The sequence below is a fragment of the uncultured Hymenobacter sp. genome (assembly GCF_964242765.1).
Classification (GTDB): Bacteria; Bacteroidota; Bacteroidia; order Cytophagales; family Hymenobacteraceae; genus Hymenobacter.
The window spans coordinates 1-13,706 of sequence record NZ_CAXTBM010000103.1; the positions used below are offsets into that span (position 1 = coordinate 1).

Annotated in this window: 14 protein-coding genes; all 14 read right to left on the minus strand. The window is 55.4% G+C overall.

Annotation, left to right across the window (positions count from 1 at the left end):
* A partial coding sequence (locus ACFE7X_RS23810; RefSeq protein ID WP_375438179.1) for an FRG domain-containing protein occupies window positions 1-504 on the minus strand: 504 nt, incomplete at its 3' end.
* 66 nt (window positions 505-570) lie between these two features.
* Window positions 571-753 carry a hypothetical protein gene (locus ACFE7X_RS23815; protein WP_375438180.1) on the minus strand — a complete coding sequence of 61 codons (183 nt, stop codon included), beginning with the start codon at window positions 751-753 and terminating at the stop codon, window positions 571-573.
* A gap of 418 nt (window positions 754-1,171) precedes the next feature.
* Window positions 1,172-2,866 (minus strand): DUF3987 domain-containing protein, encoded by a 1,695-nt coding sequence (locus ACFE7X_RS23820; protein ID WP_375438181.1) that lies wholly within the window; start codon window positions 2,864-2,866, stop codon window positions 1,172-1,174.
* Window positions 2,867-2,914: 48 nt separating this feature from the next.
* The gene (locus ACFE7X_RS23825; RefSeq protein WP_375438182.1) at window positions 2,915-3,940 is read right to left on the minus strand and encodes a BT4734/BF3469 family protein; all 1,026 of its coding nucleotides are present in this window, start codon (window positions 3,938-3,940) and stop codon (window positions 2,915-2,917) included.
* On the minus strand, window positions 3,937-4,062 hold the full coding sequence (locus ACFE7X_RS23830) for a hypothetical protein (RefSeq protein WP_375438183.1): 126 nt from the start codon (window positions 4,060-4,062) through the stop codon (window positions 3,937-3,939). Before ACFE7X_RS23830 ends, ACFE7X_RS23825 begins: the two co-directional genes overlap by 4 nt.
* 67 nt (window positions 4,063-4,129) lie before the next feature.
* The gene (locus ACFE7X_RS23835) at window positions 4,130-4,447 is read right to left on the minus strand and encodes a helix-turn-helix domain-containing protein (RefSeq protein ID WP_375438184.1); all 318 of its coding nucleotides are present in this window, start codon (window positions 4,445-4,447) and stop codon (window positions 4,130-4,132) included.
* Window positions 4,448-4,527: 80 nt separating this feature from the next.
* A complete protein-coding gene (locus tag ACFE7X_RS23840) occupies window positions 4,528-5,604 on the minus strand; it encodes a hypothetical protein (protein WP_375438185.1) in 1,077 nt (358 codons plus the stop codon).
* Window positions 5,605-5,788: 184 nt separating this feature from the next.
* Complete coding sequence (locus ACFE7X_RS23845) at window positions 5,789-7,057, minus strand: tyrosine-type recombinase/integrase (protein WP_375438186.1); 1,269 nt, start codon at window positions 7,055-7,057, stop codon at window positions 5,789-5,791.
* A 684-nt stretch (window positions 7,058-7,741) separates the two neighbouring features.
* Window positions 7,742-8,296, minus strand: coding sequence for an RNA polymerase sigma factor (locus ACFE7X_RS23850; protein ID WP_375438187.1), 555 nt, complete (start codon window positions 8,294-8,296; stop codon window positions 7,742-7,744).
* A 294-nt stretch (window positions 8,297-8,590) separates the two neighbouring features.
* Window positions 8,591-8,872: a hypothetical protein gene (locus tag ACFE7X_RS23855; RefSeq protein ID WP_375438188.1), complete on the minus strand. Its 282-nt coding sequence runs from the start codon at window positions 8,870-8,872 to the stop codon at window positions 8,591-8,593.
* Between the two features lie 317 nt (window positions 8,873-9,189).
* Window positions 9,190-10,302, minus strand: a complete 1,113-nt coding sequence (locus ACFE7X_RS23860; protein WP_375438189.1) for an efflux RND transporter periplasmic adaptor subunit — start codon at window positions 10,300-10,302, stop codon at window positions 9,190-9,192.
* Between the two features lie 197 nt (window positions 10,303-10,499).
* Window positions 10,500-11,741, minus strand: coding sequence for an ABC transporter permease (locus ACFE7X_RS23865; RefSeq protein ID WP_375438190.1), 1,242 nt, complete (start codon window positions 11,739-11,741; stop codon window positions 10,500-10,502).
* A gap of 109 nt (window positions 11,742-11,850) precedes the next feature.
* Window positions 11,851-13,092 (minus strand): ABC transporter permease, encoded by a 1,242-nt coding sequence (locus tag ACFE7X_RS23870; protein WP_375438191.1) that lies wholly within the window; start codon window positions 13,090-13,092, stop codon window positions 11,851-11,853.
* 74 nt (window positions 13,093-13,166) lie between these two features.
* A partial coding sequence (locus tag ACFE7X_RS23875; protein ID WP_375438192.1) for a hypothetical protein occupies window positions 13,167-13,706 on the minus strand: 540 nt, incomplete at its 5' end.

A 13,706-nucleotide genomic window follows, 5' to 3' on the forward strand; every position in this document is an offset into this window, starting at 1 on the left:
TGCCTCCTGCCAATCAAAAATTGGTAACAGTGCTTTCAAAAAATATGGATTTCGGGAAGATGCAATACCAAAATCATCAGGTCTGCCAGGCCCCTTGATTTCGTAGGCATCCATCATAAAAATCTCTCCATCTTTATCACGGTGGTTTTCATCATTAACAGCAAACCATAGTGCAATAAGCGGGTTGCTGGACCAATCCATTAATCTGGTTGGCATCCCATAGTGTTGCTGTAAAAAGTATATTTCCGCATCGGTTTCTCGGCCTGTCAGACGCGCAGCTGCTAGAGCTTGAAAATCTTGGCTAAGATGGCGTTCTAAAGAAAGCCGGTCGTTCTCGTCAATGGGCTTAAAATCAGGTCTGTATACCCCTGGATTTAATTTCCAAATAGTGTCGGCATGGCCCCGGAACCACACTCTAATATGCGAGTGTGGTTCGTTCATTAAGCCAGACTCGTTAATAATCTCAACGAGGTCTGCAATAGCTGTTATTGGCTTTTCTTCCATGAAGTAAAGCTATCCACTGCTTATTTATTAGCACTATACCACTTTAAATTAAAGCTTGAGTGTGTGCTAAAACGGTGGGTAGGCTTCCATTTTCACGGCTAGTATATTGCTCAAGCATTCGTGTAGCAGTTGGTAGCCGCGTAAGTCATTGGGCGGCATCGTGGCATGTGACTCGTCTAAGTGCCGGCCCGCATTCAGCACGGCGTTGAAATAGGCGGTTAGCCGTTCGTTGGCTACATTCTCGTTCATTTCCTACTCTATTTAGTCAATAACCGAGGTAGGCACGAACTGGTCGCCTTGATCTTGCCGATACAAGGGCAGCTCATAGCCGCCTACGGCCGCAGACATCATGCGCAAGGCGAAGTCGGTTTGGTGTTTCACGGCTGTTGTGAAGCGGTGAAAATCAATCGGGCCGCTGGTGTCAATATATTCCCAGTGGCTTTCGGGGTCGGAAAAGAAGCGGGCCAGCGTCCTGTGTAGGTTGTACTCAGCCAGGGGGGTCGGGTCTGTCCGGCAAAATGGGCTACTTCCAATTCAAGGTTTTTCAGGTAGCACGGTGGCTAGCCTACCGATTCAGTATGTCAGCACCCAATTTCGGATTGGTGTAGCTAGGGGTAGGCGCTGCATAGTAAAGTGTAGCGTAGCAAAAACGCTACGCGCTACACGGCTACACGTCTTCAATGCGTAACCAGCGGGCCACGGTGGTAAAGTGTACGCCCACCTGCTGGGCAATTTTCCGAGCGCTCAGCCCTTGCGCGTCCAGTTCTTTGGCCCGTGCTTCCTTCGCGGCCTTAGTAGCATAGCGGCCGGTAGTGCCGCCGGGGGCAGGCAGCATTGCCAGCACGGCCAGCGCGTGGGCGCGGGCGGTATCCATAATGGCTAGGGCAGTACCCACGTCAGCTGGGTCAGCTTCGAGGCAGCCAGCGGGGGCTTGCCCGTATTCAAAGCAGCGCAGCAGCGTTAATAGTCCGGCTACTCGCCAAGCCACTAGCCCTAGCCGGTAGGCCGAACTCCCGCCCGCCCCGCCAGCCACGGCTAGGGCTTCATCAAGGCCCGCAGCCCCAGCGGCATTCAGGCGCTCCCAATCAGCATCGGCTAGGGTTATTTCTACAGGGTAGGTGCCGGCCTCATTAGCTTCGGGAACGGCAGCAATCATACGGGTTAGATCGCCAGCCAGCTTGTCAAAGTAAGGGTCGAGGGGCGGGCCGGCGCTGGGACTTACATCTTGCCAGGTGGGCGTTTGCTCAAAGAGGTAGAATAAGAACCGGCTTACTAGTCCATCTTCGGCCGAAGGCATTAGGCGCGGGAGCTGGCCCGGGGTGCCGGTTAGGGCAATGCTAAGGGCAGGGCGAGCTAGGTCAAGGTGTTGGCGGTCGGTTTTGCGCAGCACGGAAACGGGCTCGTGCTGGAAGGCTTTGCGCAGCACGTCGCTGAAATTGCCAAAATCGGCTCCCAACGCCCCGGTCAGAGTATCGGCTTCGGTTTCGCACATGATGCCGCGCCCGTCGTTTTCGGCCAGTGCCGTTTGTAGGGCGGCGGCCGTGGTGTTGCCGGGTAGGTAAAGTAGCTTGTAGGGCGGCGGGATAGCCGGGGGCGGAGTCAAGCTGGCTTTAGCCTTACCGGCGGTTTTGTAGGCGGCCAGTTCCGCATCATAGTCGAGGCGGGCGGCGCGGCTGGCATCGGTCAGGGCCTTGTGGTGAGGCCAGGCCAGCCGCCGCGCCCAAGCTAGGGCTCCCTTACCACTAGCCGGTGGGGCAATGATAAACGCAAACAGGTTTAGGCCAAACCGGCGTTTGTTGTAGGTACCGCCCACGGCCGGGAAGCAGCCCGACAATACGGCTAGCGTGCCCAGCAACATTACGGCCTTTTCGTGGCCTTTAAAAGGATCGCAGGCCCGTTGCAGGAAGTCGGGTAGCGCGTCGTACACGGCGGCTGGGAAGGTAGACGGCAGCTCGGATGGCCCGTTGTCTTTTTGTCCGATAAAAGCCGAAAAACCCGGTTTATTCCCGGTGGCGGTGTAGGGCTTGCTCCCGTGGGCAGCGGCTTCGCGGGTATAGATTCCGCGTAGGGTTTGCTCAATCTCCCGCGCCGGAAAGTCGGCCGCCGCGTAGCTGCTTAGGGCGTGGGCTTCGAGGTCGGCCACTTCTACTCCCCGCTCATTACAGAAAAATGCTAAGGCAGCCAGCCAGTTGTTGCGGCCGTTGCCTGGGGCGGGCAGCAGGCCGTGGTGTGTTTCGTATTGTGCCAGGCACCAGGCTAGCGCATCAGGATCAACTATTGTAGGAGCAGTACGCGTGCGCGTATTGGTTCCACAATGCAAGGTCGGAGCGGGCGTTGCGGCCCGTAGCTTGTGAATATCCATTGCGTTGCCAACTCGGAAAATGTAAGGTTTTATTAGGTTTCGTAGAGGTCAGACCGCGTAAGCTGGGGCCAGCCAAGCATCGGGGGCGTAGGGCACAAAGCAGGCGCGGGCCACATCTTTGCCAGCCTCATCAGGACACAAGCCCAACGAGGCGTAGTGGGCGGCCAGGTAGGCGGCACAGGCGCGGAAGTTGTCGAGGTGGGCGGCTGTGGGGTCGGTGCGCACCAGGGCTTTCAATCCGTCGCCGCTGGGACTAGTGAACAGTAGCACTAGCTCAGGAGCTAGCAGCTCATCGGCCAGCAGGGCGATGCGGGCGGCGCCTACGTCGGGCACATGGTCAAAGTCTAGCACTAGCAGCCCCGAAGGCTTGGCTAGCGCGTCATTAGCGCGCCGGGCGAAGGTGCCAGCAGGTGTTACGTAGTCGAGGCGCTTTTTAAGCTCGGCCCGTTGGGGACTGCCCACGGGGGCAGCGCGGAGGGCTTCGGTAGCGGCGCGGTGCCGGGTCGAAGTCAGCACGGCATAAAGCTGGGTCGGGGTAATAGCCGCGTAGGGAACAGTAGCCGCAATGCCACCCCGATAGTAGCTGAATAGCGGTGCGGCCTCACCTGTTTCCCGTCTACCTTCGTCTTTTTTTAGGGACTCGGAAAACTCGGTTTTTACTTCTGCTTTACTGCTGTTTTCGTCCTTTTTTAGAGAGTCAGATTTGTCAGATTCTATACCTGTTCCACATATGCCTCCGGTCAGTATGGGCACGTAAGGTTGTCTGGTTTTGTCCGGTGCAGTTGCAACAAAATGTTGGGTTTTATCGGGCTCTTTGGTCGCTGCCAGCCGGGCAGTTACTTGGGCCGGGGTAAGGGGAGGTTGGCGTAGGCCGCGCCCGTCAACGGTAGACACTAGCCAGCCGGCGGCCAGTAGATCGGGCACGGTGGGGCCAGTGCCGCCAGGGTATAGTTCGGCTAGGGCCGCAGCCAGCTCGGCGGGCGCGGGCGTGGCCTTGCCAGTGAGGGTAAGGCTACAGGCCAGCGTGTCGGCTCCGAAGGGCCGGGCGGGGGTGGGCAGTACGGCGGCGTTCATCGGTTGCGGCCTTTCCGATAAGCAGCCAGCACGGCAGATAGTTCGGCATCCGACAAGCCGAAGCGGCGGGCTAAATTGTTACGCCCCTTCTCAGAGAAATCGAGGCTGGGTAGAGTGTCCAAAAAAACAGACAGCCCCTGGCGGGTAATTAATAATGCCCGGCCGGTTACTAGGTTTTGGTTAGGCGATCTAAGCACGGGTGCCCCCCTTTCCGGTTTTTACCGTGCGCTGGTAGCTCTGTAACGCGGCCGATACGTTGGCTCGTTTCAGGTAGCTGCGGCTCCCCAACTTGTGGTATTTCAGCAATCCTTTCTGTTTCCATGAATGGATTGTTTGCACTGTTACGCCCAGCAGTTCGGCGGCTTCGCGGATACTCAGCAACTCGTCGGCCGGGGGTGGGCCAGCGTGAGTTGTTGAAATTTGATTTAGTTCGTGCCTGATAACTGCTCTTACATCTTCGAGTAGTTGGGCGTAGGCAACGCCAATTGGAATAACAGCTCTGTCCATTTGTCAAGCCTGACAGCGTTAGTGCCGTTCAGGTATACAAATAGCGTTATGAGATTGCCCTGTAATGAAATCTTATTGCATTATGGCACAATGAAAGGCATTGTGGGACGCTCTTTGGCCTTGCCGCGCCAAGTAATCCAACTTTTTACCCAATGGGTAGCATCCTCTACTCCTTGACGGAATTGTTTAGGGTCTTCATCGCTAGCGCCTCCTGCCGCTAGAAGCCTACGTTCTCTCAGATTATGACCTAAAACCACTTTGAAAGATGTCTTGAATGCAGTAGCCCACACTTTATCATCTGATGTTGATTTCATTAATTGAAGCCGGCTTAAAACGCGGTAAGCAGCCGTGAATTTACCCCATACTTCTCGGTTGCGTCCTCCTAAGTGAAGTGTCTGATTATTGCCCTCATAATCAAGTAATTCCAAATGCTGTAAAAGAGAAATCAAGTCAGATTTTGTAAACGGGAAGAGGCATAAATCTGATATATTTTTATTCAATTCCGACATTCCAAGATTACTGTAGTAGTCATCCGCTGGGTTAGGCGTTGCTATAGTAGGCGCTTCTACCCTGTGAAACTCAGCCAACAACTCACGAAAATGCTCTAGCTCGGCTGCTGTGCAGCCTTCGGCATTGAATGCGGTAACAATGCCCTTATAGCGTCCTTTGTCAGGTGTAAAAGCGTAGGCTAGTTGCGCATGGTGCTGCTTAGCGAATACAGGAGGAAGACCGCTGCCCACGCGAGTCAGATAATCGCGGTCCTCTAACAGACGCTCGGCGCTTTTCTTTAGCAACAGCGCCAGCGCCAGCGGTGGGTCAGGTGGGTTGTTGTCGCGGGCGGCGGCTAACTCGGCGGCCAAGTCTTCCCGGCGCAGCCTGTAGGCCCGTTGTAACTGTTGCTCGGCATGCCTACGATGTCCTGCTAGCAGGCGCGGGTAGTCGGGGTGTTTTTCGGGTACTACTTCGGGCGGTTCCCGTTCAACGGGTGGGAAATACGGGTGCGGATAGGCAGCTAGGTAGCACCGCAGGCCGTAGGCTAGGCAGTCGTCCGGCTGTACTCGGCCAGCGGCCCGTTGGGCGGCGGCCACAGTAATACCGTACTCGGCCGTTTCACGGTAGTGGGCCTGTTCAGAGGTCAGATTATTGGGGGTGTTCACAGCTTGCCAGCTCTAGGAATTAAAGTATAATGTTCTTTCAGGTTCAAAAGCGGGTTCCAAGCAATTCTGCTTCAAGAAATCGGAAACTGTACAACTATTCCGCCCCGGTAGGGCGGAATAGTTGTACAGTTTTTTACATAATCAACTCGTGTTGGATTATCGGTTTTTGCGGGTGCTAATTGCCCTACTCTGGCATTTCGTGAAACCGGGCAAATTCTTCCGCTACGCGCTGGGGCGTCAGGTTCACGTACCGCTGAAAGGATTTATAGGACGTGTGCCCGGTCAGCTTCATTACGAATTCGGCACTCATGCCCTTACCCAGATTTAAGGTTACGAACGTACGGCGGGCGGTGTGTACGGTCAGCTTTTCGTGCTTTGGGCAGGTTGTCACGTCGGCTATGCCGCCCCGGTAGCGGATAACTTCAACGGGTGAATCTATACTGGCCAGTTGCCCCAGTTCCTTTAGAAAGCGGTTCAGCACGGGGTTAGTAATCGGCTGATTTTTGACGCTGGCAAGGTCGCCGGCTAGCAGGTGGTTCACAATATCGAGGGCACGGGCGCTCAGGGGCACATTCACCACGGCGCGGGTTTTCTTGGCGGTCAGGCGTAGGTGAGCGGGTAGCTTATCGGTAGCGGACCGTAGGTGCTGAGGTTGGATGCTCACCAGATCGGAATAGCGTAGGCCCGTGTAGCAGGCCAGCAGAAACCAAGCGCGGGCTTTGTCGAGGCGGGAACCGGGGGCTAGTGGTAGGCCTTCGAGGGCGGCCAACTCGGCGACGCTCAGGGCAATTACGTCCGGCTCCCGACGTGCCCAGCTCACCCGGTCAAGGGCCGTACTTTCGGTGTAGCCCCGCTTGCCGGCCCACTTCATAAAGGCTTTGAGCCGCCCCAGGTGTTTGTTGATAGTATTATCAGTCAGGCCGGCCACGTTTAGCAGGTAGGCCGCCCAACGGTCGCCCACGGTGGGCGTAAGGGTGTCAAAATCTATGGCATAGCCGTTCAGGTCGGCAAACTCCTGAAGGTGCCGGCCGGCGGTGGTGTGGGCTTGCGCGGTGCGTACGGTGCCGGCGGCGCGGGTGTAGTTTACCCATTCCTCATAACGTTGCCAGAATTGCGGCCCACGGCCAGCAGCTTCTACGGGGTCGGGTTCGGTGGCCTGTTCGGTTTCGGCCAGGGCGCGAAGTTCAGCGGCCGTGGGCGAGGTGCCGGCGGCGGCGTGGGCGTCGCAACAGGTAGCCAGCCGTTCGGCCAGTAGGTCTAGCCAGTCGTTCAGTGCCCCATTGCGCGGGTAGCCCCGCGTAAGGGCGCGGCGTTCCGTTGCGTCCCATTGCCGGGGGAGTATAGAACGGTTGGCGTATACTTTCACCCGGCGTCCCTCAAAACTGAGGAAGGTGAAGATAGGGGTTGGCTTATCCGCGCCGGGCGCGTTCAGCAAGTAGGAGATTTTAGCCATTTTGGAAGGGTTGTAGTTGCCATTCCAAAAGTACGTAATCCTGTCCTACGTAGGACACTATGTAGGACAGAAAACCCGATTCATACCGTATCTGTCCTTACTTAGACAGATAACATAGCAACCTAAAAAGCCTTTTAAGGACTATGTAAGGGCTTTTTCTATCAGTATACAGTCGTTCTAAGAATGCAGGTTGCAATCCAGTCCCCGCTACCTAGAAAAGGTCGTTTCCTAACGGGAAACGACCTTTTTCTTTTTTAAGAGTATTCGTAGGAAGTACATCCTAGAACAGGAGCATATAAGGCTAATCAATTGAAGAAAGCCGGACAGAAGAAGGACGTATAGTTCTCTTTGATTATGGTAACTACGACAACAGAGGTGGTCATCGTCGTCCGACAATGGGCACAAGTCACTGCTCGGCGCTGAACATAAGCCCTTCCGTGTAGGCCCGTTCTTTCTTCTCTTTTAGCGCCTTTCCACGATGCATTGAGCCTCTTGTACGCAGCTACTAGATGTTCCAGTACTATTTCTTTGTGTCGTGTAGCCATCCTGTATCTTTCAGCGGATAGCCTGACAGCGCATTTCAATCCGAAAACAAGCAACTGCCGCTTGTTAGGAAGTAAAACGGCTCGGAACAAGTCAAGAAAAGCAACGACGAAAGTGGCGACCCGCCAGCGTTTGCCCGGACTAACGTGCAGACAAGTCGCGGTGCAGCCGGGCGAGTTGGCGCAGTGCCTGCCGGCAGCGAGTCTTAACTGTACCCAGCGGCATGTCTAGGTGCGCGGCCATTTCTTCTTGAGTGAAGCCCTGAAAGTACTGCAACTCGACTACTTGGCGGTAGGACGGCCGCAGCCAGCGCAAACTGGCACGCACATCTACGTGCTCGGGTACCAAGGCCGGTCCGGGCACTCGGTAGGCCGCGGGCGTGTTCTCCAAACCAGTGGTTCGACTCGCCCCGCGCGAGCGGGCGGCGCGCAGGTGGTCGATGGCGTGGTGGCGGCAGATATTGACGGCCCAGGTATAGAGGCGTCCGCGCTCGGCATCGTAGTGAGCAAAGGCCAGCCAGATCTTCACCAGACTTTCCTGTAGGATATCTTCGGCTGCTTCCGCAGTTGGCACCATGAGGTGAATGACGCGGTAGAGCAGTTTGCCATAGCGAGCGTAGAATTCGGTCATGGCAGTGTCATCCCGAGCGTAGAGTCGCTGCACCAATTCAGCTTCGGCTTGGGAGGGAGAAGACACAACAGGCACCTGCATACTTTACGATTAGGTCCAACTCCCTGCCCTGCCGACACCGGCTAGCCATTTGGAGCGTGAAACGTACGTGCAGACAGGCCCTGTTAGATTGGGCGCTCTGCCAACCTTCTGCCTAGGGCTGTTACTTACGCTGCCTGGCGGGCGTAGCGGCCGGCAAACTTGGTTTGAAAGCTAGCAGCCTACCCCCAACAGAGAGGCCGTTATCCCATGTGGATAACGGCCTCTCTGTTGGGGGTAGGCTGCTAGGCGAATTTTATAGCAGTCAAAAACTGCGGGTGTTTATTCAGCCTCTACGCATTCCACTTCAAGCAACAAGTTGTAGAGACCATCAGAGAGTTGAAAGATACCGTCTTCATCGGCTTCCACATGCTTGAATTTATCTAGCACGTTACTCATCGCCTCCATTAAGCTGTTCACCACGCGGGCTTCATGTTCGTGGTAGCTTTTGGTTTCCAATACTTTACGGATGATGGTGCAGGAGTACTGGTGATAGTTCCGATTTTGAAAGTTCTCGACTAAAGAGGAAGCCTCTTGCGGATTGAAAAGCAAATGTGTGGACATGGGAGTAGGGAGTAGTATGTTATCAGTATATTAATAAAATACTGTACTAATTGCATATAAAATGATGTAGCAAAATTCTATTTTTATCAACCTTATTGAAGAAACAGGTGACCAAGCCGTTATTGAAAGAGCTAATCTTAGCTGATAGTACAGCCATTATGATCTGCAAAGCGGGCCTGTGTTATCCTGTAATGAAACTGAACGTTATCCGTTGGTTGGGCGAAACTTGCTGCCAACCGACCATAACCGCTACTCACGCAACAGCCCCGGTATCCTGCTAATTGATACCGGGGCTGTTGCGTGAGTAGCGGTTACTGCTAGCTTTTCTTTTCGCCTTCAACCGGCGGGCCAAGCACTTTCACTTTGTCTGACTTGGTTAGGCCCGAGCTTACTTCCACGTTGATACCGTCGGAGAGGCCAGTTTTTACCAGGCGTTTCTGGAACTGCTGCGGCCCGGTTTCCACCTCAACAAACACACTGTCTTTGTTTTTCTTACCGAATTGGAGCAGGCTTTCCCGGATGGCCAGTACTTGGCTGCGGCGACCTAGCACAATGTCACCGTTGGCTGAATAGTTGGCGCGCAAAAACTGACCGGGCTTGAGCTTGAGTTTGGCGCGCACCTGAAACTTGATGGCGCCTTCCTCGGCAATGCCTTTGGGGGCAATATATTCGAGGGTGGCCGGAAACGACTCGTTTTCGAGGGCGCCGATGGTCAGGTTTAGGTCCATGCCTTCGCGCACTTTGCCTACTTCACTCTCGTCAATTTTGCCCTCAAACACCAGGCTTTGCATATCGGCAATAGAGGCAATGGTGGTGCCTTCATTGAAGTTGTTGCGCTCCACCACCGACGAACCCACTTTGATCGGGACGTCGAGCAGCAGACCCGTAATAGTGGAGCGCACCAAGTTGGAGGCGCCGCCAGTGTTGCGGGAAGCGCCGCGCTGAGCTATTTGCAGGTCGTTTTCGGCGGCGTTCAGCGCTTGCTTTTTGGCTTTGTAGTCGGCAAGCAAGCGGTTGAATTCCTGGGCGGCAATTACCTTTTGCTCGAACAATGGGCGCTGACGGTCTAGCTCTATCTGGCTGGTTTCGAGGGCCACCCGCGCGGCTTGAATGTTATTTTGGGCGTTGTTCACGTTGCCGGCGTTGGCTACCGTGCGAATACGGGCCAGCAACTGACCTTCCTTCACCGGCTGGCCAGCCTCCACGTATAATTCCTCCACAATGCCCGATACCTGGGGTTTAATTAGCACCTCGCGGCGCGGCACGATGCTGCCCGTCGCCACGGTCTTCTTCACAATATCGGCCACAAAGGGCGTCTCGGTCTTATAAACGATAGGATCGGTGTGGGCCTGCTTCCAGAAGTAATAGCCCAGCCAGCCAAATCCGGCAAGCACTAGCAGCAGTAGCAGCGAAAGGAACACGCGTTTCATAAGAGAGTATTGGTGGCTTCGTAGGGTTTGCGCTCAGGTGGAAGCACCGCAAAGTTTGTTGTATTGCCGTTGCGGTGGGTGTCTGTGCCAAGGCAGTAGCACAGTAAGTAGCGAGGTTTAACTGGAAGGCAAGAGGTGCATTTCTAATGTTTTTCAATAAGCCTGTAAAGAAGGTACTGCGTGAGGGCACACAGTACTTATTCATCTTTCAGGGCCACAACGGGCTGCACTTGGGCGGCTTTTAGGGCCGGTACGAGTCCGGCTACGGCACCCGCCACAACCAGTAGCGTCACGGCCGTAGCGGCTACCCCAATATCAACCCGTGGGTTCGCAAAAAAACCAACATCCTGACCGGCAATCAAGGAGTTGATACCGGCCATGAGGGCCGTGCCGAATAGCAGGCCAAGCAGCCCGGCCACGGCCGTAATAACGATGCTCTCCTGCACAATCAAGCTCACAATGCTCCAGGGCGTAGCGCCCAGCGCCTTACGAATCCCAATTTCCTTGGTGCGCTCCTTCACCACGATGAGCATGATATTGCTTACCCCAATGATGCCGGCCAGAATGGTGCCGATGCTTACCAGCCAGCTGAAGCCCGAAATACCAGTGAACAAGCCCTGCACCCGCGCGTATTCCTCTTCCACGTTGGCCGAGCCAAGCGCCCGGTCGTCGGTGGGAGCTATTTTGTGCTGCCGCGCCAGCACCTGCTTCGCCTTGGTTTCGACAACCGCCGCGGGAATTCCAGATCTCGGGATAAAAGCAAAATAACCCACCCGATTCACTTGGTTGAAAGTGACTTGCAGCGCCGTGAGCGGGATAATAATCTTCTGCGCTTCTTCCTGCGCGTTTTCGGGCTTGCCCTGGGCCTTGAATTTGCCCACCACCCGAAAGAAAATGCCTTTGATGCGGATTTCCTGCCCTAGGGGCTCCGCAGTACCGAACAGCACTTCGGCTACCCGGTCGCCGATAACGGCCACTTTACGCCGTTCTGCAATGTCAATGTCGTTGATGAAGCGGCCGCCGGTCAGGTTCATTGCTTGCACGGCCGGGTAACCAGGGTACTCGCCATTCACTGAAAACGACGAGCTTTTGGTGCCGTATTGCACCGTGAAGGTCCCGTCGAGGGAGCTGCGCGGCAGAATAACAGCAGCCTCGGGTACTTCCCGCTTCAGAGCCGCTACGTCGTCGTTGGTGAACGGAATAAAACGGCCCACTTTCAGCCCGGCGTAGGGCACGCTGGTCCGCTGGCTCCACACGAATACAGCATTTTTGGCTACATCAAATTCGTTTTCAACGCCATTGCGGAAGCCCTTGCCCGCGCCCAACAATACCACCAACATAAAAATGCCCCAGAACACCCCGAACGCAGTAAGCGCCGTGCGCAGCTTGTGTCGCCGGACGGTTCCAAGTATTTCCTGCCATTTATCTATGTCGAACATGGTGGCGAATGGTACTACTGTTGATTTTCAGCTTACACCTCCCTCCCCGAAAGGAGCTGGGGTACACTGCTAGTTTCAGACAATTTCAGACTTAGTGAAGAGACAGTCTTCATTCTGCCCTTAGCGCTTCTATGGGTTTCACGTTAGCAGCTTTCATGGCCGGAACTAAGCCGGCTATGGCGCCGGCAATTACCAGCAGGGCGGTAGCGCTAAGCGCTACCCCGACATTCACCTCCGGATGGTCGAAGTAGGAGGTGGTGCCGCCGGCTTGTTCGAGGGCATAACGAATGGCATCGAGCAAGGCCACGCCAGCCAAGAGGCCGAGGTAGCCCGAGAGGCTGGTAATAACCACCGACTCCTGCACAATCATGCTGATGATGCTCCAAGGAGTAGCGCCCAAGGCCTTGCGCACGCCGATTTCACGGGTCCGTTCCTGCACAATGATGAGCATGATGTTGCTTACGCCCACTACGCCTGCTACCAGAGTCAGCACCCCAATCACGCTCACAAACAGCTTGATACCCGTGAAAAGGCCTTCGAAACGCGCTACTTCTTCTTCGTTGTTTTCGAGGTCGAGGGCCTGCTTATCGGCGGGGTCGAACTTGTGGCGGCGGGCCAGTAGCTGCCGCACCTGTTCTTCCAGCTGCTTTACGGGCGTGCCCTTGATGCTGCTCATGCCAATGCGCTGCACCTGGTTGTATTGATTGAAGGTGGTTTGAAACGTGCTGAACGGCACGAAGGCCCGTTCCTCGTTGCGGCCGTTGTTGGTGGTATTGGTGAACGTGCCCACCACTTTGAAAAACACGCCCTTTACTTGCACAAACTGCCCGATGCCGCTGCTGTCGCCGAACAGTACCTTGCACACTTTCTCGCCGAGCAGCATCACCTTGCGTTGTTCGATGCCGTCGAGTGGGTTGAGCAGCCGACCCTGGGCCAGCTTCTCGCCGTTGAGTTGAAAGAACTCGGCATTGGCGCCAAACACCTGATAGGACCCGTTCTTGGTGCCGTTGATGATAGTGTACTCGCCGAAAAGCCGGTTGCGCGAAGCCAGTAGTTCCACCCCATCCACGTGCTGCCGAATAGCTTCCAGGTCGTCGTTGGTGAACTTGATTTCCCGGCCCGGCTTCAGGCCCTGCCACGGCAACGACGTTTTGCCGGCACTCACAAACAAGCTGTTCATGGCGCCGCCCCCAAATTCTTTCCAGATACCGTTCTCCATTCCCTTGCCCGCACCAAGCAGGAGCACGAGCATGAAGATGCCCCAAAACACGCCGAAAGCCGTCAGGAAGGTGCGCAGCTTGTTGCGGCGCATGGTCCCCAGGATTTCTTGCCACTTGTCGAGGTCAAACATGAATCACGCAGTTAGCGGGTTTGAGAGGTGAAGTGCCCAAATTGCAGAAACGGTGGCCTTCCGCTTGGCCTGGCTTAGTTGCTGGCGCAGCTTCGCCGCACCTTATCCAAGCGGCGCACCACATCTTTCACTGTGGTTTCGTTGGTGGTGTACAAAGGAAATTCAAAACTGCTGCTGTCGTTCTTTTTGGCTTTGGTGATCTTAACTTCGAAGTGCTTTTGGCCGTCGGAATCGGTGCTCGGCTCGTAAGTCACGGAGGTAACGTCGGCCCATAGCAGGTTCATTTTCATTTCGAAGACGCCGTTATCTACCTTCACCGCCCAGCCTGAATTGCCGCCGTAGCTAACCGCCAGAGGCTTGGTCATTTGCACATCGGCGTCCCGGTCGCGAATGACCTGCTCGGCCCGGCACCCAATTAGATTAAGTTGCACGTCCTGCTTAGGCTTCCTGGGATTGCGCATCAGCTGGGCAAGCTGCTTGCTCAAGGCCTGCGTTTCGGTGGGCGTCACTTGGGCACTGACCGTGTTACCGGAGCAGATAGCCGCGAATAGGGCGAGGGTTGTCAAGAGCGTTTTCATGGGGGGTGAGGCAACAATAGAAGGATATATAAAGGC